A 24,190-nucleotide genomic window follows, 5' to 3' on the forward strand; every position below is an offset into this window, starting at 1 on the left:
CGGTTTCATCTTCGGGAGCGGCGCGAAGGCGCCGTTCCCACCCATATTCCGTGCAGGACCTGACCATGCCCGAAACCACCCCCCTTCTGGAAGCCCGCGCCATAGGAAAATCATTTCTCGGCATTGCGGCTCTCGATAATGTCGATATTTCCCTCCGCCGTGGCGAAGTGCATGCCTTGCTCGGCGAAAATGGAGCCGGGAAATCGACGCTCATCAAAATTCTGACCGGCGTCTACCATCGCGACCGTGGCACGATCCGTCTGGATGGCACAGAGATTTCACCCAAGACCGTTGCAGAGGCGCAAGACCTCGGTATCGGCACCGTCTACCAGGAAGTGAACCTGCTCGAAAATCTGACCGTTGCCGAAAATCTGTTTCTCGGGCGGCAGCCACGTCGTTTTGGCATGATCGACCGGCGCGAGATGAGCGCAAGGGCGGTAAAATTGCTGACGCGCTACGGGCTTTCGATCAACGTCGATGCGCTCCTGTCGAGCTACTCCGTTGCGATAAGGCAGATCATCGCTATCGCCCGAGCCGTCGATCTTTCCGGCAAGGTGCTGGTCCTGGATGAGCCGACGGCCAGCCTCGATAGTCATGAAGTCGAGATGCTCTTTACCGTTTTGCGGCAACTGCGCGCAGAAGGCCTTGGCATTGTCATCATTACCCATTTTCTCAATCAGGTTTACGACATCGCCGACCGCGTTACGGTTCTGCGCAACGGCAAACTGGTTGGCACCCGCGAAATTTCCGAATTGCCGCGCGCCGACCTCATCTCGATGATGCTGGGGCGCGAGCTGCTGAGTGTGACCCATGAGCGTAAGGCTCACGACGCTGCGCCCGCGGAAGGCGAAGCTGCGATACGTTTCAAGGATTACGGCAAGCGCGGCAGCGTCGAGCCTTTCGATCTCAATGTGCGTCCCGGCGAAGTCGTCGGCATTGCTGGCCTTTTGGGATCAGGCCGGACCGAAACGGCTTTTCTGCTGTTTGGCATCGACAAGCCCGATGGAGGACAAGCCACCATTGATGGCAAGACGGTCGAGATCACCTCACCCGTCGCCGCCATTGACAATGGCTTCGGCTTTTGTCCGGAAGAGCGCAAAACGGACGGGATTATCGGCGATTTTTCCGTTGCGGACAATATCGCCCTTGCCTTGCAAGCCCGGCAGGGATGGATGCGGCCGCTATCGAAGCGCCAGAAACTGGCATTGACGGAAGGCTTCATCACCTCGCTCGATATCAGGCCTGCCGACCCCGAGCGGCCCATCAAGTTTCTATCCGGCGGAAACCAGCAAAAAGCCATTCTGGCACGCTGGCTTGCCACCGAACCTCGGCTTCTCATTCTGGATGAGCCGACACGCGGCATCGATATCGGCGCGCATGCGGAAATCCTGAAAATGATCGAGCGGCTGTGTTTGCAGGGCATGTCCCTCATCGTCATATCATCTGAACTGGAAGAGCTGACGGCTGTGGCGCACCGGGTGATCGTGCTGTCTGACCGCAAACATGTCGCTGAACTCAAGGGGGGTGACGTGACCGCCGACAACATCATGCAGGCCATTGCCAGTGCGGCCAGGACGGAGGCCGCATAATGAGAAGCATCACAGCCCGCCTGAAGCGACTTGCGCCACAGATCGCTGCCCTTTTCATCATTCTCGCTGCCATCACCGTGATTTCGCCAGGCTTTCTGAACGTATCGTTTCAGAATGGGCGGCTTTACGGCAGTGTCATCGACATTATGGTTCGAGCAGCGCCCGTGGCACTGCTGACCATTGGCATGACGCTGGTGATTGCCACCAAGGGCATCGACCTTTCCATCGGTGCTGTCATTGCCATCTGCGGAGCAGTCGCGGCAACGCTGATCAGCATTGGTCAGCCCATTCCGGTCGTCATCGCCGTTTCACTGTCTGTTGGCATTGCCTGCGGCATCTGGAACGGCATTCTGGTCGCCATGCTGGACATTCAGCCGATCATCGCAACGCTGATCCTGATGGTGGCCGGACGCGGCATTGCGCAGTTGATCACCGAAGGTGTGATCCTGACGTTCAACGACGACAGTTTTTCCTCCATCGGCATCGGCGCTTTTGTGGGCATTCCCATGCCCATCATCATCTGGGTGGTGACAGCATTGCTGGTGGGCCTTCTTGTGCGGAAAACCGCACTCGGATTCCTCATTGAAGCAACGGGCATCAATCGTCGCGCCGCAGCCCTTGCCGGCGTTCGCGCCCGTTTCCTGCTGTTCTTCGTCTATGCGATATCGGGCCTCTGCGCAGCGGTCGCTGGCCTGATCGTGACCGCCGATATCAGGGGTGCTGATGCAAACAATGCCGGGCTATGGTTGGAGCTCGATGCCATTCTGGCCGTGGTCATTGGCGGAACGTCGCTCAATGGCGGACGCTTCTCCATCACCGCATCGCTCATCGGCGCTCTGATCATCCAGACCATCAACACCGGTATTCTCGTCTCAGGCTTCCCGCCAGAATTCAACCTCATCATCAAGGCGGGCATCATTATCGTCGTTCTGACACTTCAATCACCGGCCATCGGCACGCTGATCGGCTTTGCGAGATCACGCAAGGCGGCAAATCCCGGCACGCCCCCAACCACTGTCAACAATGAAGGAACGGCGCGATGATCCATACCCGCAACCTTCCGTTCCTCACAACGCTCGCGGTTTTCATCGTCGCCTATGTTCTCTGCGTGATCCAGTATCCGGCGATGTTCTCCACGCGGGTTGTCGGCAACCTGCTGACTGACAATGCCTTTCTGGGTATCGCAGCTGTTGGCATGACCTTCGTCATCCTCTCGGGCGGCATTGATCTGTCGATTGGCTCAGTCATCGCTTTTGCAAGCGTGTTCGTGGCCGTGTTGGTGGGCACATACAATGTGCACCCGCTGGTCGCCTTCGCCGCCGTACTGGTCATCTCCACGATCTTCGGTTGCCTGATGGGCGCGATGATCCGGTTTCTGTCGATACCGCCATTTGTTGTGACGCTGGCTGGAATGTTTCTGGCACGTGGGGCCGCCTATCTTATCTCGACAGAATCCGTGCCGATTTCACATCCTGTGATCGATGCCATACAGGGCTTCTATTTCCGGGTGCCGGGCGGCGGACGATTGACGGCACTGGCCATTATCATGCTCATCGTCTTTATCGTTGGCGGCATTGTTGCCAGCCGCACCCGGCTTGGTGCCAATATCTATGCGCTGGGCGGCAACCAGCAATCCGCGGAGCTGATGGGCGTTCCCATCGGCAAGACAATCATCAGCATTTACGCGCTTTCAGGCTTTCTCTCCGGTCTGGCTGGCATTGTCTACACGCTCTACACATCCTCGGGCTACTCTCTGGCAACCGTTGGCATGGAGCTGGACGCCATTGCAGCCGTGGTGATCGGAGGTACATTGCTCACCGGCGGCACCGGACTTGTGGCGGGAACGTTTGTCGGCCTTTTGATCCAGGGATTGATCCAGACCTATATTGTTTTTGAAGGTACACTTTCGTCCTGGTGGACGAAAATCGTGATCGGCATACTGTTGTTCATCTTCATCGTGTTGCAACGCGCTATCATCTGGTATTCAAACAGAAGATTATCCGGGGGACATCCGGCATAAGGGAATCGGAGATTTTTTTGGGCCTGCTGGAAACGACAATCACCGGACGAAAGCGACGCAGCAGCCACGCGCATGTCGTGGCTGAGCTTGGCAGTGCAATCGTTTCCGGTCGCATTCCTGAAAACTCGTTGCTGCCAAATGATGCAGAGCTTTCTTTGCGCTTTGGTGTGTCCCGCACGGTGTTGCGCGAGACGATGAAAACGCTGGCGGCCAAGAGACTGGTTGAGCCGAAGGCGAAGGTCGGCACGCGCGTTCTGGAAAAATCTAGCTGGAATTTTTTCGATCCTGATGTTCTGGGCTGGCGGTGCGATGCGGGGTTGGACCCGGAATTCATCAATCATCTGGCCGATATCCGGCTGGCGCTGGAACCGGCAGCCGCTGCCGCCGCCGCCCGCCATGCCTCCAGCGAAGACATTGTTTCGCTCTATGCCATTGCGGCCAGGTTCGACAATCCGGCCCACAGCCCGGAAACCATTGCCAAGGTCGATCTAGAATTTCACCTTGCCGTCGCCCGCATTTCCGGCAACCCTTTCATGCGGTCTGCCAGTGGCTTGATCGAAGCGGCGCTGGCCATATCGTTCCAATTGTCATCACCCGCCTCGGCGCCAGAGACGATCTCAGAAATCGCCGCAAACCATTTGCGCATCGTCCACGCCATTGCTGCACGCGATGAAACGTCCGCCATTAAGGCCATGAGACACGTGATCGAAGTTGGCAAGGACCGGATAAAAAACGCCATCTACGAGTGAAAGCTCTTTCACCCTCAGTGAAAGTTACGGCCTTTGACGGTGATATGCGCTTCACTCTCGTCCGCAATCTCTGATCGCTTTGGCAGGCCCCGGCGGTCTGTTGACGGAATGCCGTGGTGAAACTCATCGCCTCTGCCATGCGGCAACGGGAACGGCCCTTCCCTTTCGCCAACACTTCGCAACTCATGGGAAAGATCGGTAATGCGGTGGGCGACGAGATGAACTACCTCGCCTTCGCGCTGGATTTTGCCGTAGATACCCACCATTCCGGCTGACAGGATAACGGGACGAAACTTCTCGAAAATCTTGACCCAGACAACTGCGTTGGCAATGCCGGTTTCATCTTCCAGCGTGATGAAAATGACGCCCTTGGCAGAGCCCGGTCTTTGGCGGATCAGCACCAGCCCTGCAATTTCCACCCATCGGCCATCCTTCGTCGCGCCTGCTTCAGCACAGGTGGAAATACGCCTTCGGGCCAGATCTTCGCGCAGAAAAGCCATGGGATGCTGGCGAAGAGTGAGGCCCATATGGCCGTAATCCTGAACCACTTCGGCACCTGCTGTCATGGGCAGCAGTTGCACCTCCGGTTCGCTCTGTTCTGCAATGACGCTTTTTTGGCTCGCGGCAGCGGCAACGAACAAAGGCAACGGCTCATCCCGCAGCGCCTTAATGGCCCATAATGCTTCCCGGCGAGAAAGCCCTAGTGATGGAAGGAAGGCATCCGCTTCCGCAAGGCAGACAAGCGCATCAACCGAAACACCCGCCCTTCGCCACAGATCATCAATCGATACGAAGGGCCGGTCCTCGCGGCAAGCGATGATGCGGCTGGCATGCTTGTTGGACAGACCCTTGACGAGGCACATTCCCAGCCGAACGGCATTGCGCTCTTGCGCGACCGGCTCTTCCAGAGTGCAATCCCAGCGACTGGTGTTGACGCAGACCGGGCGCACCACCACACCATGATTGCGCGCATCGCGAACAAGTTGGGCGGGCGCGTAAAAGCCCATGGGCTGGGAGTTCAAAAGAGCGACGCAGAAAATATCCGGGTGATGACATTTCACCCAGGCGGATGCATAGGCAATCAGCGCGAAAGAAGCCGCGTGGCTTTCCGGGAAGCCGTAGCTGCCGAAGCCCTTGATCTGCTCGAAAAGCCGCCTGGCGAACTCTTCCGGAAAGCCATTGCCAATGAGGCCCTCGACCAGTTGCTTTTCGAAGGTGGAAATTGTGCCGACATTCTTGAATGTCGCCATTGCCCTGCGCAACTGGTCGGCCTGATTGGGTGTGAAACCGGCGCAATCAATGGCGAGACGCATCGCGTGCTCCTGAAAGAGCGGAACACCCAGCGTCTTGTGCAAGACCTGCTTGAGCTTGGCGTGCTCGTACACAATCTCCTTGCCCTGCGCTTTCTCCTGCCGCCGCTTCAGATAGGGATGCACCATATTGCCCTGAATGGGACCGGGCCGGACAATGGCAACCTGAATGACGAGATCGTAAAGCACCTGCGGTCGCAAACGCGGCAGCATGGACATCTGCGCCCGGCTTTCAATCTGGAACGTGCCGATCGTATCGGCCTTGCAGATCATGTCGTAGGTTTTTGCATCGCCTTGCGGCACAGTGACGAGCTCATACCGCTTACCTTCGCGCTCCTCCAGCATATCGAAAGCCCGTCGCATGCAGGACAGCATGCCCAGCGCAAGACAATCCATTTTCATGAAATCGACGACTTCGATGTCGTCCTTGTCCCACTCGATAATGCGGCGATCAGCCATGGCTGCGGGCAATATGGGCACGAGTTCGTCCAGCCGGTCATGCGTCAGCACAAAGCCACCCGGATGCTGGCTGTGATGGCGCGGAGTGCCGATCAATTGCCTTGCCAGATCGAAGGCAAGCTTTACGCGGCGATCATTGAGGTTGATATTGAGGTCCTTGGCCTCTCCTTCGCCCACCCCTTCTGTCCACCACCAGATTTGCGAGGACATGAGCTTGGTCAGGTCTTCAGGCAGGCCTAAAACCTTGCCGACATCACGTATGGCGCCCTTGCCCCGGTAACGGCTGATGACGGAACACAAGGCCGCCTTGTCATGCCCGTAATGGCCGTAAATCCATTGGATAATCTCCTCGCGCCTTTGATGCTCGAAATCCACATCAATATCAGGCGGTTCATCGCGGTCTTCAGAAACGAACCGTTCGAACAGGAGGTCGCTTTCCTTGGGATCGATGGCCGTGATGCCAAGAACAAAACAGACGGCCGAATTGGCAGCGGAGCCGCGCCCCTGACAAAGGATCTCCATCTTCCGCGCCTGACGGACAATGGAATTGACGGTCAGGAAATAGGGTGCATATTTTTTCTTGGCGATGACGGCCAATTCGTGCCTGAGCGTCTTTTCCACCTTCGCAGGCAAGCCGTCTGGATAGCGGTTTGGAACTGCGTCCCAAACCGCTTTCTCAAGGGCTTGCTGGGCACTCAATCCCGGCTCATTGTTCTCTTCGGGATATTGATATTGCAATTCCTTGAGCGAAAATCGGCAGCGGCGCATGATATCCAGCGTGCGCTTCAAGGCCGCCGGATAGGCACGAAATAGGCGGTGCATTTCCTGTGGCGGCTTCAAATAGCGGTCGGCATGCCGCTCCCGCCGAAAGCCAGCATCATCAATGGTGCAATTGTGGCGAATGCAGGTGACGACATCCTGCAACATACGCCGCTCCGGCTCATGAAACAGCACATCATTGGTCACCACAGTCGCAACACCAACTTGCTCTGCCATCCGTGAGAGATCATGCAGCCGCACATGATCGTTCGGTCTGCGGCGCAGGCTCATCGCCACATAGGCACGATCTGCGAAATCCGCCTTGAGACGCCTCAGACGTATAGCCAATGCTTCATCCACGCCATCGGGCAACAGGATCACCAGCAGCCCATTACCATAGGCAACCAGATCGCTCCATCGCAGATCGCATTTTCCCTTGGGTGCATGTCGTTTTCCGTGGGTCAGCAGACGACACAACCGACCATAGGCGGCACGGTCTGTTGGATAGACGAGCACGGAAACATCATCGGCGAGATCCAACCTGCATCCAACAACAAGCCGGATACCGGTCTTTTCCGCCGCCTCGAATGCACGCGGTATGCCCGTCAATGTGTTGCGATCCACAATCCCAAGCGCTTCGATGCCCAGCGCCTTGGCTTGCGCAAACAGATCTTCGCAGGAGCTTACGCCGCGCAGAAAGGAAAAATGGGTCGTGACCTGAAGCTCGGCATAGCGAGGGTCCATACTCATCCGAACATACCGTGCAGAAACCAGCCTTGCGACCCCGTATTGGCATGTTCCCCATCGCCAGAGCGGAAAATCCAGAACCGCTCGCCGCTCTCATCCTCCACCATGAAATAGTCCCGAACGGCCGCCTGCTCACGCTCGCGTTTCCACCATTCGCCAAAGACGCGCTCCGGCCCATCGGCGCGCTTCACCAGACGCCGAACGCCGCGCCATGTGAAGCTCTTGGGCGGATGATCCGGCAGCAGCGCCATGGTCTGGATAGGCTCGGGACGGCTGAGAAGGCGCACAGGGCGCGGCCATTGGTCAGGCCAGCCGAGCATATCGTCAGCCGATTGCGCAGCAACCATCTGAACGGCACGCTCCGGCACATCGCTGGCGACAGCTCCATAGCGGTAGACCCTGTGGCCACGGTTGATAATGACATCAACGGTTTCACCAATATCGCCTCTGACATCCTCCAAAAGCGTGGAGCGCGTTTGCCCGACGACCAAAGGCTCAGCATGGGTGGCAGTGAGGATCATTTTCTCGATGCCGAAGCCGGGATTGATCGTATCGATCCTGTCCGTCAACAGGCGGGACAGTTGTTTGATATCGCGCACGGGTCTGGATGTGCCGGCCCGGATAGCCTGCACGCCACTATCGACACGGTGAAAGACTAGATCGACACGCCGCGCACCAAGGCCGCGTTTTTCGAGTTCAAGACAGAGCTGCCGGACAAGCTTATCGGCATAGCGTGCAATGGTTTCAGCAGCGCCGATGGGTTCGGCAAAGAAACGCTGCGCCTCCACAAGCTCCGGCACACGGATTGGCTCGATCGGTTCCGATAAAAGCCCGTAAGCCTGATCCAGCCTGCGGCCAACCTGTGGCCCGAAACGCAATGTCACCGGCGCACGCGCCGTTGCCATCAGCTCTCCGATGCGCCGAAAGCCGAGAACTTTCAGGTCTGCCACGGTTCGTGGCTCAAGCCGAAGGGCTGCCAATGGCAAGTTTTCCAGCGCGGCGGATGCACCCGCTTGCGGGACGATGGTGGCCTCATCCTTTCCGAAGCGCGCAAGTGCGTGCGCTGCCCCCCAGCTATCGGCAATGGCCGCACGCGCCCTGAAGCCAAGTCCGTGAAGGCGGTTGATCATGCCCGTTATCATCATCAGTTCATTGCCATGCAAATGATCTGCACCCGTTGTATCCAGCACCAGCCCGTCTGGCGGGTCGGGTGCTACGATGGGCGCATAAACGCGCAAAAACCAGAATGCGAGATCGCGAAGCGCACTGATATCATCGCCCGCTTGCAGATCTTCAACTATCAGCCCGGGCAAAATGGCTTGAGCCTTGCTGACCGGCATGCCGAGCCGCAGGCCCGCAGCCATTGCGGCAGCATCCTGCGCTGCGATGACACGGCGGCTGCCTTGGCGTGCAATCATGACGACCGGTTGGTCAACCGGTGGCGCCTTGTTGCCAAGCGCCCTGCGATAGCGATCTGTCGACCATGTTGGCAGGTAGAGCGAGACGACCCTTTGCATCACAGGCTTCCACTTCAAATGTTGCACATTCGCCGCCACGACACCGCAAAAGCTCCAGAAACCAGCGTGCGCGCCCAACGCCCTGCACAGGCAGCGGCGTGGAAGGACGCACGGAAATTCTCCACCGTGTCACGGCGGCCGTCGGCTGACCGAATTCGGCAGCACCGGACAAATGACGCCAACGGCGAATAGCAAGACCGACGACGCCGGAACTTTCCGCCACCAGTTGCAGCCGACGGGACATATTCATCGGCAGTCTGGACACCTCACCGATGACAGCACCAAAGCCGTTGCAGCGCAGACCTTCCTCAAAACAATCCAGCACGCCTTTTTCATCACGGCACTCCACCATGATCAGACGGTTTTGCGAGAGACCGGCCTGTGTCAATGCGGGCATGAAAAGGTCAGGCCGGGTGACGCACCAGAGAATTTTACCCGTCACACGCGCCGCAATTCCTGCCGAAAACAAGGCGGATGCCGCCCCATCAACCGCACCATTGCCGCCTCCGCTCACCTCGTGCAGGCTTCCCATCTTCAATCCTCCGCCTGGCAGATGGTTGTCGATGGCGGGAATTCCGAATGGCAGATTATCATGGTGGCGCGTCGGGCCTTGCGTGATCCGCTCAAGCCTTTCCCGCAATTCTTCCACAACAAGCTGTTCGGCGCGTTTATGCATGACTGAGAACTCTTCAAAAGCATTTCACGCTAAAAGATTACTTGTTCACTTTTTGTTCCTTTTCCAAAAGAGAGTCAAGGAGAGTCTCATATGGCTTGTGGACAAGATGCAAAACGAGTTCGGAAGCCTCTGCTTTAGAGCAATCGCATCACGAAATCGGCCGCAAAACGACGCGGGACAAGACCGTGCTGCTCACGTCCAAACGCTTCGGCAATGTCAGCTTTCCGGCGGCATAATAGAGCAGGAATGAGCCGATCTGATAGGCGAAGATAATATCGATTTCCACGAAGGAGCGCACGACGAAAAGCGCGCAAAGCGCAAACAGGATCAGCCCTTGTTGGTCTTGTCTCTTTATCAGAATGGAACGTAGATGCCCGATCAGGGTGCCGTAGAGGACGATGACAAGCAGCAACAGGCCTACAAAACCATTTTCCACGGTCGTTTCGATATAGGTATTGTGAAAGTGGAAGCCACTTCGCGTTGTGATGAAGAAGTCGTTCCATAGGCGCTCGGCATCAAAAAAGCCCATGACCCAGAAACCCTGATAGCCCACACCCAGTATAGGTGAGGCCTTGGCGGCTTCTATGCCCTGCTGCCAGAGGTAGGTCCGCCCTGTCAGCGTTGAATCCTTGCCGAAAATTCCAAGGATTGCATCGAGCAGACCGAATTGAAGGGCTGCCACGACAAACAGGCCTCCCACACCCACAAGTGCCAGAAAAATCATCTTTCGGTTGGCCGGTGACAGCATTCCCATCGGTAGGAAGCCAATGACGAGGGCAACCACAGCGGCGGTGGTGATAACAGACGTTGCCGATTGCGACGCAAGCAAACAATAGGCTGATATCAGCCCTGCGAAACCGGCGATGCCAAGCCAGAGAATGTCGCGTTGCCGCAGCACAAGCACGGAGCATGCAGCAAAGATGACACCCAGCGATGCGTAAAAGCCCAACTGGTTCTTGGAGGAGAAAGCCCCCACAAAGCTGAACGTGCCATCCAGAGCATCAAACAGGTAGATACCGAACAGCAGAGAATAAAGAAGCACGACGATGATGCCGATCAAGGCACCTCGTGTGAGCGTCGTTATGGATATCAAGCGCATGGCGATGAGTGCGCAGATGATATGCGTCATGTACTGTATTGATGCACGCAGCGTGACCGACATGGCGTCCGACCAGAAACTGGAAAGGATCGCCAGAACGCCAAACCCGAAAATCCACCAGTAGCGGGTATAGTTGCCCAGCACACGGCGATAATCAACGACGATCAATGGTAGCCACATGCCGTAATAGGCAAGCACGGACACCATTCCGAATTTTGAGGAATAGGCGAAGACGAAGAACGACAGCGCGATAGCCGCCGTTCCGTAAAGGCCGTTTTTATCCGGGTCGATCAGGGCCGATTTGGCAATCCGCATGCGGACCTCACTGCATCAGAACGTCTGATGAGACCTTTATCACATCGCCGGGCTGAACCGTTGTCGTTTCGTCAGCCTTGATTTCCTTGGACTGACCGTTTTCCTCACGAACGATGATATAGGTGATGGATGCGGATTTGCCCGATGGGTCAAAGCGAATGGCTTCGGCTGACTGCGCCAGGGCCTCGGACATCAACTCGCGACTGGTGCCCAGCTGAAGGTTCAGCTTTTGTAACTCAGCCTCGGTGTCCTGCAACTCCTTGGACCGTTGTGCGACCCAGTCATTGCGCAGGTTGATCTCGTCCTGCATGGCCTTGTTGATGTCTTGCTTGGCGCGCAGCGTGGAGGTGTCGATATCGAGAAGTGTCGACTCCACGTCAGCGGAGCGTTCTTCCGCCGAAATCCGCCGCTGGGCAAGGGCAAGCCCCTGCTCGTTGAGGCGGTTTACTTTCTCGCGGTCTTCATTGGCCAGTTGAAGTTGGCGATTCTGGGTCTCGGCCTTCTTTTGCAGTGACTCCACCTCTGTTTCCAGAAGCTGCCTGAGATCGGTCAAAGCCTTCAGCTGAAGCGTGTAGCGCTCGCTTCGCGACTTCATAAGCGCGTTTTCACTCTCCAGCAGAGCGTCAATATTCAGGATTTTTTCAAGCGCGGGCGTCTTGGCTATTTCCGTATCGCCCCGAACCTCTGCCTGAAGCCGCGCCTGCCGTGCCAGAAGGCGTCCGCGCTGGTCATCATAGACAGCGGCATCACCACGTGCATTGATAAAATCGCGGGCGAAACGCTGCCCCGCCTCGGAGCGGCGCAAACCACCCGAAAGGCTGACGGCCTTCAAAACAGTCAAATTGGGTGCATATGGATATTCGCCAGGCGTCTCAATGTCACCGGTCATGAAGACCGGGCGGAACTGGGCAATTTCCACCGATGCGGAAGGCAGATTGCGAAGCGCGAACTTGGCTTGCAACTGTGCACCGATCTGCTCACCAACCTCATCGATGGTCTTTCCTGCTACATCAAGCCGACCGATGAAAGGCAAAGAGAGAGACCCGGAAGCACCAACGGAATAGTCACCATTGATAACATCCCAATTTCGGATGGTGCCATCGGCAGGCTGCCACTCCGCAACACGGATGCGCAGCTTATCGGCAGTGCCGAGCCGGTACTGATTGTCCTGTGCGAGGGCATGAAGGGGACTTGAGGCGAGCAAAGTTCCAGCCACAAGAAGCGTGGCAACCTTGCGCAACGCACCATTAAGGCAAAATTCGGCGGCAGTGCCAACCATACTATACTCCATTGAAACGACCGCTGAGAGCGACCGGGTTACGACCAGCGCTTAAGCTGGTCGTAAATGCCACCGTTAGATGGCCGCAATATTATCGTGCTGCAAAACGCAAGAATACGAAATTGGTTCAATAGCTACCGCGTGACATGCACACGGCGGGAATTGTTTTAAAGATAATCGAAACATCCTGCATCATCGACCACGTGCGTACGTATTGCGTATCGAAATCGACGCGCTCCTTGTAGGAAACGTCGTTACGACCACTGATCTGCCACAGACCTGTCAAACCTGGACGGGTGCTGAGATAGTAGGAAGCAGCGCCTTCGTAATAGTTGAGCTCTTCATCGACCACAGGACGTGGACCAACGACACTCATCTCACCACGGATGATGTTGATAAGCTGTGGAAGCTCATCAAGGCTCAGCTTGCGCAAAACATTGCCGATTGCCGTTACACGCGGGTCGTTCTTCAACTTGCGCGTTGCCTTCCATTCCTCGGCAGCTTCTGGATTGGCCGCAAGGTACTGTCGCAGAACCTCATCGCCATTCGTCACCATCGTGCGGAATTTCAGGCAATGGAACATGCGTCCATTATGTCCGACGCGGCGGTGGCCGTAAAAGGCAGGGCCGCGGTCAGTAAATTTCACCATAGCCATGATCATGAGGAAGATCGGGCTGAGGATGAGGATTGCTAGCAGGGCTGACGAAACGTCAAAGCTGCGTTTAGCGATTCCTCCGATCGGAAAGCTCAGATCAAACTCATCTGAACCACTAAGCGGCGAAACAGCCGATCGAGTCGCGGACTTCATAGAGAGGACTCCATTTATGTTTGCGATTGGTCGGTACCCGTTGGGCGCGTCATTTCAAGTTGGATCATCCAGCAAGGCTGTGACCAGAATTTGGTGCTTTTGAATTTTTTATGGGGCACCCCGCCTTAGTTCCCTGTTGCCGCTTCCCCACAAATACTCACAAAAGATCAGTCTTTAATATTAAAACACGCGATATCAACAAACAGATTGCCATCGGCTTGAACGATCGCCGCAACGGCAAAGTCGACTTATGTATTACTTGCATAGATAGATTTGATTTATGCTTATAGCTTGCTCAAAACCGGCGAAAATCGGGAGTCAAGCTGGTCCAAAACAACGCTTTTAAAGGTAAAAATGCTATTGTGCAGCGCAATAAAATTGCGGCGACGCACACTCAAAAAGACATGCAATGTCGGAAAATTCGTAAAGAAAAATTCATCTCGTTTGCAAAAACTCGCAAAAGTCGTGAAAAATAGACGCAATCGTGACCCAAAAAAGGCAAAATTGTGGCAAATTCATTTTGCCAAGCTGTCAATTATGTTCGGCGAGTTCTCATATTCTTATTTAATCGATTGAGCGGGTGAATTTTGCGTGATTCCGGTATTTTATGACGCGCCGCTCACCACACGCATGGCGGCCCTCTGAACAAGACAAAAAAAGAGCCGTCATTTTCATGACGGCTCTCGCAGAAAAAAGGGATTAGGCGGCGCGGCGGTCGTGTCGGCCTTCCTCGACCTCCTCAACAATCTTCGCAACAAATGCTGGAAGGTCATCAGGCGACCGCGAGGTAATGATGCCCTTGTCTGTGACGACTTCTGCATCTTTCCAAATGCCACCGGCATTTTTCACGTCTGTCTTGATCGACCCGTAGGATGTCAGTTCAAGACCTTTGACTGCGTCGGCCTCAACCAGCAGCCACGGTGCGTGGCAAATGGCGGCGACGACCTTCCCGGACTTCACGAATTCACGCACAACACGCATCGCTGATTCATCCGTGCGCAAAACATCCGGGTTAATCTGGCCGCCGGGGAGTACCAACGCGTCGAAGTCATCGACCCGCACGTCTTTCGCCAAAAGATCAACCTTAATGGCGTCACCCCAGTCTTTCTCATCCCAGCTCTTGATTTCGCCGTTATCGATGGACGCGATCTTTACGTCCGCGCCTTTACGCTTCAGTTCTTCGTAGGGAACGCGAAGCTCAGACCGTTCATAACCGTCTGTTGCGAGAATCACAATTTTAGCAGCGTTGATAGCTGTCATGGCTGTCTCCTTAAAATGTGTTGATAGAGGCTATGCCTCAGTTTTCCTCGTCGGAATTGACCGACGGCAGGAAGAACTCGACATCGTCGCGGCGCGACTTTTCAAGCACTTCGATCTTTTCCTGCCAGAAGCGCTCTGCCTCTTCAGGTTCTCCGTCATATTGACGGACGAAGGTTTTATTATCGTCTATCATCACCTGACGGGTTCCGCCGAGGAGCATGTATTCTTCCGCAAGCTTTCGCGTTTCGGTCTTTTCCATAACGTCCCCACTGGCTGGAGTTTCAGGTGTGGAGAGCACCGGATGGGATAGAAGCTCGTCTGCCATTTCGTTGGCCACCAGAAGAAAACGGAAAAATCCTGGTGTTCTTCGCTACCATCATGTCCGTTTGACACGGTGTCTCTCCTGCCAAGTGAACGTCACCCTGGAGGAATAGTTCCTTAAATTTCATTTGGAAAAATATGGAACGCTCAAGCGCCGAGAGCCTGAACCTGACACAGAAGCCTATCGGCTATTTGCAACGCGGTGCCGGTGGCAACAACCATTTGAGGAAGCATCAACCATTCCAGCATCCATGCGGCACCAGACCGTTCCTGCTCATGCACCATGGATTGATGCAGCGCCGATATCTGGACAGCGTTGAAACGGGCAAGCGTTACAAGTGTTTCCGCGAGAACGGGATTTTGCTTGTGCGGCATGGCCGATGAACCACCTCCGCCCGACAGGCGGATTTCTTGTCCCTTCTGGGCAAGAAGTGCGACATCCTGGCCAATTTTGCCAAGCGAGCCCGTTATGAGTGACAGAATATTGGCAAATTCCACAATGCCATCGCGTTGACTATGCCACTGTGGCGTATCCGCCAGTTCAAGTCGCCGCGCCAGTTCCGCGCGAACCTCAGCGCCTTTGGCACCAAATTTTTCCAGCGAACCCGCAGCGCCACCAAATTGCAGGCAAAAGCCGGTCTGGCCAAAGTTGGCAAGCCGTCCATGGTGGCGGGTGATTGGATGCCGCCAGCTTGCCAGCCGATCCTCAACAGTAATCGGAATGGCCGCCTGCATGCGTGTATGGCCCATCAGAGCCTTTGAACCATCGCGTGCGCCAACATTTTCCAGCCCTGCAATGCAGCCAGAGAGCCGGCGCTGAAGAATCCCTGCGGCAACCTTGAGCCGAAGCATCAGGCTTGTATCGATCACGTCCTGGCTGGTGGCACCAAAATGCACGCTGGCAGCTGCGTCTGCTCCAACCGCCGCCCGCAATTGCCGAACCAGTTCAGGAATGACAACGCCGTCCTTTGAGACCCCGTCCCGCAATGCGCCGTAATCAATCGAGACAGTTGCGATGGCGCCAACAATGCGTGCCGCATGTGGCTCTGGAATAATCCCGACCGCCGCTTCCGCCTCAGCCAACGCCATTTCAAACCGAAGCATTGCCTGCACATCCGCCTCCGCGCCAAAAAGCGCGGAGATTTCAGCATCACCAAAAAGGCCACCCAGAAACGGATGTTCGAAAGGGGACAGGCTCATTTTCACCTCAGATGTCGAAGAAAACCGTTTCGCGTTCACCCTGAAGATGGATGTCGAACCGGTATACGTTCCCCTCCTCTTTTCTTGCAATCAATGTTGCGAGGCGTGACTTGTGTTCAACGCGGGCAAGAACGGGATCTGCGGCATTCGCGTCAACCTCTTCGGGAAAATACATGCGCGTGTGCAGTCCGATATTGATACCACGTGCAACGATCCAGAAGGTGATGTGCGGCGCCATGGGCCGACCATCGTTAAAAGGCACCTTTCCCGGCTTGATGGTTTCAAACGTAAATTCACCCGTATCCATATCTCCGGGCGAACGACCCCAGCCTGTAAAATTCGGGTCTGCAGTGCCCCGTGTTTCGCTTGGACTGTTGTGAAGCCCCTCGGCATCGGCCTGCCAGATCTCGATCAGGGCATCTTTGAGGGCATTTCCACCACCATCATAGACGGTGCCACGGATGGTGATGCGTTCACCTCTGGCACTGTCATTATATAGAGCGCCAGAACCGAGATCTTTCGGGAACACCCCTTCGATACCGACGAAATTGGGCGTGCAACCAATATGGACGTAAGGCCCGGCTGTCTGCGAGGCGCTTTCCTTGAAGTAATGAAGCGGCTGAACCATCTTAATTGCCTTCCATGCGGTTTTCAAACAGGGTGGAGCGGCGCCCCCGAAGCACGATATCGAACTTGTAAGCACGCATATCCATGGGGATTGCAGATGACATGTCGAGTGCCGCAACAAGGCCTTCGATAGCAGCCTTGTCTGGAATGGTCTTGACGATTGGACACTGCCAGATCATCGGGTCGCCTTCGAAATACATTTGCGTGATCAGGCGCTGCGAAAAGCCGTGACCAAAAACCGAGAAATGAATATGCGCGGGACGCCAGTCATTGACGCCGTTTGGCCAAGGATAGGCTCCAGGCTGAATTGTCTTGAACCAGTAATAACCATCCGCATCGGTGATAGTGCGACCAACACCGCCGAAATTGGGATCGACTGCGGCGAGATATGACTCTTTCTTATGGCGATATCGACCGCCGGCATTGGCCTGCCAGAACTCCACCAATGCGCCTTCCACACCCTTGCCGCGCTCGTCGATCACCCGACCATGCACCAGAATGCGGGGCCCGATGGGCATTTCTCCCGGGCGGGCGTAGTTGAGAATGAGGTCATTATCCAGCGGATTGAGCATACCATGCCCGAAGACGGGACCGGTGATCTCGCTCTTGGTGCCTTCCAGTGAAATCAGTGCACGCTGAGGCGAGCGCAGAACGGATGTCTTGTAACCCGGCGCGAATGCGGGCGGATGAATGCTACGATCTCTGGCGAAAAAGGGGCCGGTTTCCGGTGGCTTGTTGGTCATTTCGTCTCCTCCTCACGAACGGACGCAGCCTGCATTTCGGCAAGTGCGCCCTTGGCAATTTTAAACGCATGATTGGCAGCGGGCACGCCTGCGTAAATCGCGACATGCATCAAGGCCTCGCGAATATCCTCCTGCGTCGCACCTGTGTTGGCAGTGGCGCGCACATGCATGGCGACCTCTTCATCATGCCCAAGCGCTGCCAGCAAGGCGATGGTCACCATGGAACGCTCACGTTTCGTCCAATGGGTACCGGACCAGACATTGCCCCAGGCAGATTCCGTTATCAGCCGCTGAAAAGGCTCATCAAAGGGCGTCGCGGCCTTCTGCGCCCGGTCGACATGGGCATCACCCAACACGCTGCGGCGCGTCTTCATTCCATCGTCGAACCTGTTTGTCTTATCCGCGTCTGCCATGGTCAAACCTCCGGCAAGGATTTAAAGAAAGCATCGACAGCGCTGGAATAGGCCTGCGGCTGCTCAATGCACGGTATATGCCCGCAGTTTTCAATGATGGTGACCTGACTGCCGGGCACCAGCGCGGAAAGCGCACGAACGAGCTCCGGCGGTGTGGAGGCATCCCCGTCCCCCGCGACGCAAAGCGTGGGAACCGCGATGGTTTTTGCCACATCGGTGAAGTCACAATCTCTGATGGCGGCACATGTGGCGGCATAGCCATGCCGGTCCTGCCGCACGAGCATGGTGCGCGCGCCGAGAAACTCGGCATTGTCTTCCCTACGAAATGCGGGCGTGAACCAACGTTCCATTACGCCATCAGCAAGCGGTGCAATACCGTCGCGATGGATGTGCGCGATGCGGTCGTTCCACATGTCGGCACTGCCAATCTTGTGGGCCGTGTTGCTGAGCACAAGGGCGCGGACGAGATCGGGACGCCGCGCATAAAGACCCTGCGCAATCAGGCCACCGACAGAAAGACCCCAGATGATGGCCCTATCGACAGAGAGATGATCCAGCAGTGCGATGACATCATCGACGTGATCATCGATGGAATAGGGCGTGGAGCCAAGATCGGACAGGCCGTGGCCGCGTTTGTCATGGCGGATATAAGCATATTGATCGCCAAGTTTGTCCATAACATCGTGCCAGATCCGAAAATCCGTACCAAGCGAGTTAATGAAGACGATTACCGGCCGGCTCTGGCCCAATCCCTGAGCGCGATAATGAATCGCACCGCTTTTCGACAACAAAAACTGCATGGCTAGGTTCCTCCTGCTCAGACATTGCAAGATCCGAACGGTTAAGTAAAATGAGTTTATTGGCAGTAATCATAACCGATAGATTATAATTGATGATCGATGCACGCTTGAAGTTTCGGCATATCCGAACGTTTGTGGAGATAGCACGCCAGAAAAGCGTCGGGCGGGCTGCGGCCATTCTCAGCGTCAGCCAGCCAGCGATCACAAAAACTGTTCGTGAACTGGAAGAGGTTCTTGGCGTCTCCCTTTTCGAGCGCGATGGCCGGGGCATCAAGCTCAGCCGATCTGGCGAAATTTTTCTCAAACATGCTGGCGCAACGGTGACCGCGCTGCGGCAGGCGGTCGATTCCGTTTCACCCGAGGCCGCAAAGATCGGTACGCCCGTGAGGATCGGAGCGCTGCCAACCGTCTCGGTCAGCATCATGCCCGAGGCGATGGTCAGCTTTTTGAAGGAAAGCACCGGCAGCACCGTCAAAATCGTGACCGGCGAAAACGCTGTCTTGCTGGAGCAACTCCGCCTTGGCGATCTTGATCTCGTCGTCGGGCGTCTTGCCGCGCCTGAAAAGATGACGGGATTTTCATTCGAGCATCTTTATTCGGAAAAAGTGCGCTTTGCGGTTCGATCAGGTCATCCCCTCCTGATGGACACCGCAAACATTTTCGAAAAGCTCCATGAGTTTCCGATACTAACCCCCACCCGAAATTCGGTGATCGGCCCCATCGTTGACCAGTTCCTGCTGGCCCACGGCGTTGCTGCTTTACCAACCAGAATTGAAACGGTTTCCGACGCGTTCGGCCGCGCCTTCCTGCGCGCGACAGACGCCATCTGGATTATCTCGGAAGGTGTGGTGGCCGCCGATATTGCCGACGGCACCATTGCTGCGCTGCCATTGGATACGGCTGACACGAGCGGCCCGGTTGGATTGACCATCCGCGCCGACACGCAGCCGTCCCTGCCACTCGCTCTCTTGATGCAGACTATCCGTGAAGCGGCGGCTGCGTTGTTATCGGCACGCTCTTAATAGGGCAGGCCAACGTAGTTTTCGGCGAGCGAGGTGGATGCTGCACGCGACTGGACGAGATAATCCAATTCGGCTTCCTGAATCTTCTGACCGAAATCGCCAGAATCAGGGAAGCGGTGCATGATACTCGTCATCCACCAGGAGAAACGAACTGCCTTCCATACTCTCGACAAGGCGCGCGCCGAATAGCCATCAACACCCGCTTCGGAGCGTTCATTGTAATATTCGATCAGAGCCTCGCTCAGATAATGCACATCGCTTGCTGCGAGGTTGAGACCCTTGGCACCCGTCGGCGGCACGATGTGAGCCGCATCCCCGGCCAGAAACATGCGCCCGAAGCGCATGGGTTCGGCCACGAAGGAACGCAGCGGCGCGATCGATTTTTCGAACGATGCAGCGGTTATCAAGGCCTCCGCGTGTTGCGTGGGCAACCGGTTTTTCAACTCAGCCCAGAAACGATCGTCGCTCCAGTTTTCGACCTTATCGTCCAGAGAGCACTGGATATAATGGCGGCTGCGGGTTGGAGACCGCATGGAGCACAGCGCAAAACCGCGCGGATGGTTTGCATAGATCAATTCGTGATTGACGGGCGGCGCATCCACAAGAATGCCAAGCCATCCGAAAGGATAGATCCGCTCGAATTCCTGGATGGCACCTTTCGGAACAGCCTTGCGGCTTACCCCGTGGAAGCCGTCGCATCCAGCAATGAAATCACAGTCAATGCGGTGGGTCACCCCATCCTTTTCATAGGTGACATAGGGCTTTGCGCTGTCGAAGTCATGTGGCTCCACATTGGCAGCCTCATAGATCGTTTGCGCGCCGGATTTCTCCCGCGCATCCATCAGATCATGCGTGACTTCCGTCTGGCCATAGACCATGACCCGCTTGCCGCCCGTCAGGTCGTGCAGATCGATGCGATGATCGCGACCATCAAACGCCAGCGAAAAACCATCATGCGGCAGGCCCTCGGCATGAAGCCGCGTCGCTACCCCGACCTTTTCCAACAGATGAACTGTGCCTTCTTCAAGCACGCCCGCACGGACGCGGCTCAGAATGTAATCCTTGCCGGCACGGTCCAGAATGACGTTGGCGATGCCCGCACCAGACAGTATTTGCCCGAGTAGCAGTCCGGCTGGACCGGAACCGATAATGACGACCTGTGTGCGCATTGCTTCCTCCCACTTGATTTCCTACCCCGAAACTGCTGGTTCAAAGCCTCGCGATCAATGGACATTTTAGATCAAGCATTGCACTATTCGACCATTACGGACTACGGGCCTGTTTCGATGACACGACAGATACACGACCAGCTTTACGGTGAAGCGACCGCGCAACAGGCGCCGTTTCGCTTCCATTGCGAAACGCTTTTTTCGCGCAGCAGCCTGCATCGGTTCGAAATCGACCTGCACCGGCATGAGAGTTTCTTGCAGATTCTTTGCGTTTCCGGGGGAGAGGGCGACGCCTCGTTGAATGGCGACGTTGTCGCCATCAAGCCACCCTCCATCGTCATCGTCCCGCCAGGCTTCGAACACGGCTTTCGTTTTTCGCGTGATATTGCGGGCATCATTATCACGCTTATTCCAACGGCGCTTTCACCGTCAGCGCAGGCGGCGGCACGGCAGTATCTGGCGCGGCCCTCTCTGCTGTCGCTCACCGGCAACTCGCAACAGCAGAGGATCATAGACTGCTGCGATTTGATCTGGGGGGAATTTTCCAGCGGCCACCCAGCACGGCATGCAATGATGGAGGGGCTGATCACGACGCTGATCGTCCACCTGTCACGCGGCGTACAACTGAGTTTTCAAGGCGGAGAAACGGACAAGAATAGTAGTCGCCTGGATCTTTTGCTCAGCCTGATCGCCCGTCACGTTCGCGAACATAAGGACGCCCAGTTTTATGCCGAGAAACTTGGCCTATCCCAGACCCATCTGAACCGCCTTTTGCGACAGCAATTCGGAGTGAGCCTTCAGAGACTGATCGCCCAACGGCAATTGGATATTGCCAAGCAGGAATTGCTGTTCACGGTCTCGACGGTGCAGATGGTCGCCATTGGCCTTGGCTTCAGCGACCCCGCCTATTTCTCTCGTTTTTTCCTGCGGGAAACCGGCATGACGCCACGAGCCTGGAGACTTGCAGAACAGTATTCCCTTTCGAATGGCGCAGGATCGGTGGATCAGGCCAGCATTCTGGCCAATTCGGACTGAACGCTCAGCAGCGCAGGCAGATAACGCTCCACAAGGTCTTCCATCGACGCCGCCGATGCCGAAAGCCCCACATTCAGCGCCGCCACCGTCTGCCCCCTGACATTGTTGACCGGGACCGCAATCGAGCGCAAGCCGAGTTCGACCTCCTGGTCGATCAGCGCATAACCACGCTGACGGGTCGCCATCAATTCCTCCATCAAGGCTTCGATTTCGATCAATGTCAGCGCCGTTCTGGCTCGCCGGTCCGATTTCTCCAGGACGGCTCTTTGTTCCTCACGATCCAGTGCGGCCAGCAAGACGCGCCCCATGGACGTGCAGTAAGCTGGCAATCGTGAACCGGGCATGAGCGAAATGGACATGACGCTGCGCTGCGCTGCCCGGGCGACATAGACAATTTCTGTCTCATCCAAAATGGAAACAGAGGTGCTTTGGCCGATGGCTTCGGACAATTTGTCCAGAACCGGCTGAACGATGCGTGGCAGGGGCATGGTTGCAAGACAGCCGGTACCAAGCCGCAAGACCTTGGGTGTGACCGTGAAATATTTGCCGTCATAAGCAGCATAACCCAGCTCAGCCAATGTCAGCAGGCAGCGTCGGGTCGTGGCACGGTCCAGATCCGCAGCATCGGCCGCCTGGGAAATCGACAGGCGCGGCTGCTCAACCCTGAAGGCCTCAAGAACACGAAGGCCCTTTGCAAGCCCACTCATCAGGTCTCTTTCATTGGCCATGGCGACGATCCATTTGTGCGATATACGAACAAAAATCATATAACGCACAAACCATTTGCGGTCGAGGACATTTCGGTCTTACCTGCTCAAAAGCCAAAACTGGTTTCAAAGCTGTTCGGGAGGATTTTTATGGACAAGACCATCAGGAGCGCAGCCGATGCGGTGTCTGGTATTGGCGACGGCGCGACGGTGATGATCGGCGGATTTGGCGGGTCTGGTGCACCCATCGAGTTAATCCACGCTCTGATCGACAAGGGACCCAAAAACCTGACAGTCATCAACAATAACGCCGGAAACGGACGGATCGGCATTGCGGCGATGATTGATGCGGGCATGGTCCGCAAGATGATCTGCTCTTTTCCCCGCTCCTCTGATCCGCGGGCATTCACAGACAGATATCTGGCTGGAGAGATCGAGCTTGAACTCGTGCCGCAAGGCACGCTTGCCGAACGCATTCGTGCCGCAGGGGCTGGGATTCCGGCATTCTACACGCCCACCGGCTACGGCACCGAACTTGCGAATGGCAAGCCGATAGCAGAGTTCGATGGACGCCATTACGTTCAGGAACGCTGGCTGAAAGCAGATTTTGCCATCGTGAAGGCTCACATCGGCGATACCCACGGTAACCTGACCTACTCCAAGGCTGGCCGCAACTTCAATCCATTGATGTGCATGGCGGCAAAGACGACGATCGCACAGGTATCAAAACTGGTGACTGCCGGAGGCATCGACCCCGAGCATGTGGTGACGCCCGGAATATTTGTCGATGGCGTCGTACAGATTGAGAACCCTCAACAGGAAGAAATTCTGATCCGTGCAGGAGCGTCCTACGCATGACCGAAACTCAACCTCTCAACACATTCGAAGACATCAAGCTTTCCAACGCACAGATCGCATGGCGTGCCGCGCAAGACATTGCCGATGGCGCCTATGTCAATCTGGGCATTGGCTTTCCTGAAATGGTGGCGGGCTACCAACCGCCCGGCCGAGAGGCGATTTTTCATACCGAAAACGGCATTCTGAATTTCGGTGAAGCGCCTGCGGAGGGCGAGGAAGACTGGGATCTGATCAATGCCGGCAAGAAGGCCGTCACTCTGAAACCGGGCGCCGCGTTTTTCCACCATGCAGATAGTTTTGTGATGGTGCGCGGCGGCCATCTGGATGTCGCCATTCTGGGAGCCTATCAGGTCGCGCAGAACGGAGACCTCGCCAACTGGCGTGTGGGTTCCAAAGGTGTGCCTGCTGTCGGTGGCGCGATGGATCTCGTGCACGGGGCAAAGCAGGTCTTCGTCATCACTGAACATGTCACCAAGAAAGGCGAGCCAAAGCTCGTCGAGACATGCGCATTCCCCCTGACCGGGGTCGGCTGCATCACGCGCATTTACACCAGCCATGCGGTGGTTGACGTCAAGGACGGCCATTTCGTCCTTCGCGAGAAACTGGCCGGTATGAGCTTTGACGACCTTCAAGCCATGACCGGTGCGAAGTTGCATATTGATGGCACTGTTGCCGATCTCGTCGCACCCGAACTGTAAGGTATGAAAA

Annotated in this window: 23 protein-coding genes; 8 read left to right on the top strand and 15 right to left on the bottom strand. The window is 56.1% G+C overall.

Translation table 11 applies throughout. The annotated features are described in order from the left end of the window. Window positions 1–65: 65 nt before the first annotated feature. Genes IFT53_RS10900 through IFT53_RS10915 form a run of 4 tightly spaced genes read left to right on the top strand, consistent with a single transcriptional unit; the run spans window position 66 to window position 4,358 of the window. Window positions 66–1,589 carry a sugar ABC transporter ATP-binding protein gene (locus IFT53_RS10900; RefSeq protein WP_192064722.1) on the top strand — a complete coding sequence of 508 codons (1,524 nt, stop codon included), beginning with the start codon at window positions 66–68 and terminating at the stop codon, window positions 1,587–1,589. Further along, a complete protein-coding gene (locus IFT53_RS10905; protein ID WP_192064723.1) occupies window positions 1,589–2,632 on the top strand; it encodes an ABC transporter permease in 1,044 nt (347 codons plus the stop codon). Before IFT53_RS10900 ends, IFT53_RS10905 begins: the two co-directional genes overlap by 1 nt. Further along, on the top strand, window positions 2,629–3,609 hold the full coding sequence (yjfF, locus tag IFT53_RS10910; protein WP_192064724.1) for a galactofuranose ABC transporter, permease protein YjfF: 981 nt from the start codon (window positions 2,629–2,631) through the stop codon (window positions 3,607–3,609). Before IFT53_RS10905 ends, yjfF begins: the two co-directional genes overlap by 4 nt. A gap of 17 nt (window positions 3,610–3,626) precedes the next feature. Further along, window positions 3,627–4,358 (top strand): FadR/GntR family transcriptional regulator, encoded by a 732-nt coding sequence (locus IFT53_RS10915; protein ID WP_192064725.1) that lies wholly within the window; start codon window positions 3,627–3,629, stop codon window positions 4,356–4,358. A 14-nt stretch (window positions 4,359–4,372) separates the two neighbouring features. Here the strand turns inward: IFT53_RS10915 and IFT53_RS10920 are convergent, their stop codons facing one another. The 13 genes from IFT53_RS10920 to pcaD all read right to left on the bottom strand — a co-directional run bounded on the left by IFT53_RS10920 (window position 4,373) and on the right by pcaD (window position 18,691). Further along, the gene (locus tag IFT53_RS10920; protein WP_446737672.1) at window positions 4,373–7,630 is read right to left on the bottom strand and encodes an error-prone DNA polymerase; all 3,258 of its coding nucleotides are present in this window, start codon (window positions 7,628–7,630) and stop codon (window positions 4,373–4,375) included. A 2-nt stretch (window positions 7,631–7,632) separates the two neighbouring features. Next, window positions 7,633–9,150, bottom strand: a complete 1,518-nt coding sequence (locus IFT53_RS10925) for a Y-family DNA polymerase (protein WP_192064727.1) — start codon at window positions 9,148–9,150, stop codon at window positions 7,633–7,635. After that, window positions 9,065–9,826: an ImuA family protein gene (locus IFT53_RS10930; protein WP_192064728.1), complete on the bottom strand. Its 762-nt coding sequence runs from the start codon at window positions 9,824–9,826 to the stop codon at window positions 9,065–9,067. The genes IFT53_RS10925 and IFT53_RS10930 overlap by 86 nt, the downstream gene beginning before the upstream one ends. Window positions 9,827–9,974: 148 nt before the next feature. Next, window positions 9,975–11,240 (bottom strand): O-antigen ligase family protein, encoded by a 1,266-nt coding sequence (locus tag IFT53_RS10935; protein ID WP_192064729.1) that lies wholly within the window; start codon window positions 11,238–11,240, stop codon window positions 9,975–9,977. Window positions 11,241–11,247: 7 nt separating this feature from the next. After that, a complete protein-coding gene (locus IFT53_RS10940; RefSeq protein ID WP_192064730.1) occupies window positions 11,248–12,519 on the bottom strand; it encodes a polysaccharide biosynthesis/export family protein in 1,272 nt (423 codons plus the stop codon). A gap of 127 nt (window positions 12,520–12,646) precedes the next feature. After that, the gene (locus IFT53_RS10945; protein WP_192064731.1) at window positions 12,647–13,327 is read right to left on the bottom strand and encodes a sugar transferase; all 681 of its coding nucleotides are present in this window, start codon (window positions 13,325–13,327) and stop codon (window positions 12,647–12,649) included. A 699-nt stretch (window positions 13,328–14,026) separates the two neighbouring features. Continuing rightward, on the bottom strand, window positions 14,027–14,587 hold the full coding sequence (locus tag IFT53_RS10950) for a DJ-1/PfpI/YhbO family deglycase/protease (protein ID WP_192064732.1): 561 nt from the start codon (window positions 14,585–14,587) through the stop codon (window positions 14,027–14,029). Between the two features lie 37 nt (window positions 14,588–14,624). Next, a complete protein-coding gene (locus tag IFT53_RS10955; RefSeq protein ID WP_042616557.1) occupies window positions 14,625–14,846 on the bottom strand; it encodes a hypothetical protein in 222 nt (73 codons plus the stop codon). 209 nt (window positions 14,847–15,055) lie between these two features. Next, complete coding sequence (locus IFT53_RS10960; protein ID WP_192064733.1) at window positions 15,056–16,108, bottom strand: 3-carboxy-cis,cis-muconate cycloisomerase; 1,053 nt, start codon at window positions 16,106–16,108, stop codon at window positions 15,056–15,058. 7 nt (window positions 16,109–16,115) lie between these two features. Then, on the bottom strand, window positions 16,116–16,736 hold the full coding sequence (gene pcaG, locus IFT53_RS10965; protein WP_192064734.1) for a protocatechuate 3,4-dioxygenase subunit alpha: 621 nt from the start codon (window positions 16,734–16,736) through the stop codon (window positions 16,116–16,118). 1 nt (window position 16,737) lies between these two features. Further along, a complete protein-coding gene (gene pcaH / locus IFT53_RS10970) occupies window positions 16,738–17,478 on the bottom strand; it encodes a protocatechuate 3,4-dioxygenase subunit beta (protein WP_042616560.1) in 741 nt (246 codons plus the stop codon). Beyond that, a complete protein-coding gene (gene pcaC, locus IFT53_RS10975; protein ID WP_042616561.1) occupies window positions 17,475–17,891 on the bottom strand; it encodes a 4-carboxymuconolactone decarboxylase in 417 nt (138 codons plus the stop codon). Before pcaC ends, pcaH begins: the two co-directional genes overlap by 4 nt. Window positions 17,892–17,893: 2 nt before the next feature. Next, a complete protein-coding gene (pcaD, locus tag IFT53_RS10980; protein ID WP_192064735.1) occupies window positions 17,894–18,691 on the bottom strand; it encodes a 3-oxoadipate enol-lactonase in 798 nt (265 codons plus the stop codon). A 92-nt stretch (window positions 18,692–18,783) separates the two neighbouring features. Between pcaD and pcaQ the strand changes: the two genes are divergently transcribed. Beyond that, on the top strand, window positions 18,784–19,713 hold the full coding sequence (pcaQ, locus tag IFT53_RS10985; RefSeq protein WP_192064736.1) for a pca operon transcription factor PcaQ: 930 nt from the start codon (window positions 18,784–18,786) through the stop codon (window positions 19,711–19,713). On the opposite strand, the gene pobA is transcribed toward pcaQ, so the two are convergent. Further along, window positions 19,710–20,882, bottom strand: coding sequence for a 4-hydroxybenzoate 3-monooxygenase (gene pobA / locus IFT53_RS10990; protein WP_192064737.1), 1,173 nt, complete (start codon window positions 20,880–20,882; stop codon window positions 19,710–19,712). The genes pcaQ and pobA overlap by 4 nt on opposite strands. Window positions 20,883–20,999: 117 nt before the next feature. Between pobA and IFT53_RS10995 the strand changes: the two genes are divergently transcribed. Further along, window positions 21,000–21,917, top strand: coding sequence for a helix-turn-helix domain-containing protein (locus IFT53_RS10995; protein ID WP_244656284.1), 918 nt, complete (start codon window positions 21,000–21,002; stop codon window positions 21,915–21,917). Here the strand turns inward: IFT53_RS10995 and IFT53_RS11000 are convergent. Next, on the bottom strand, window positions 21,887–22,645 hold the full coding sequence (locus IFT53_RS11000; protein ID WP_192064739.1) for an IclR family transcriptional regulator domain-containing protein: 759 nt from the start codon (window positions 22,643–22,645) through the stop codon (window positions 21,887–21,889). The two genes, IFT53_RS10995 and IFT53_RS11000, sit on opposite strands and share 31 nt — an antisense overlap. Before the next feature lie 129 nt (window positions 22,646–22,774). On the opposite strand from IFT53_RS11000, the gene IFT53_RS11005 reads away from it, so the two are divergent. Together IFT53_RS11005 and IFT53_RS11010 are read left to right on the top strand one after the other, a co-directional pair. Then, window positions 22,775–23,482 carry a 3-oxoacid CoA-transferase subunit A gene (locus tag IFT53_RS11005; RefSeq protein ID WP_192064740.1) on the top strand — a complete coding sequence of 236 codons (708 nt, stop codon included), beginning with the start codon at window positions 22,775–22,777 and terminating at the stop codon, window positions 23,480–23,482. Then, a complete protein-coding gene (locus tag IFT53_RS11010; protein ID WP_192064741.1) occupies window positions 23,479–24,180 on the top strand; it encodes a CoA transferase subunit B in 702 nt (233 codons plus the stop codon). The genes IFT53_RS11005 and IFT53_RS11010 overlap by 4 nt, the downstream gene beginning before the upstream one ends. Window positions 24,181–24,190 lie beyond the last annotated feature (10 nt).

The organism is Rhizobium sp. CFBP 13644 (assembly GCF_014842165.1).
GTDB classification, from domain to species: domain Bacteria; phylum Pseudomonadota; class Alphaproteobacteria; order Rhizobiales; family Rhizobiaceae; genus Agrobacterium; species Agrobacterium tumefaciens_C.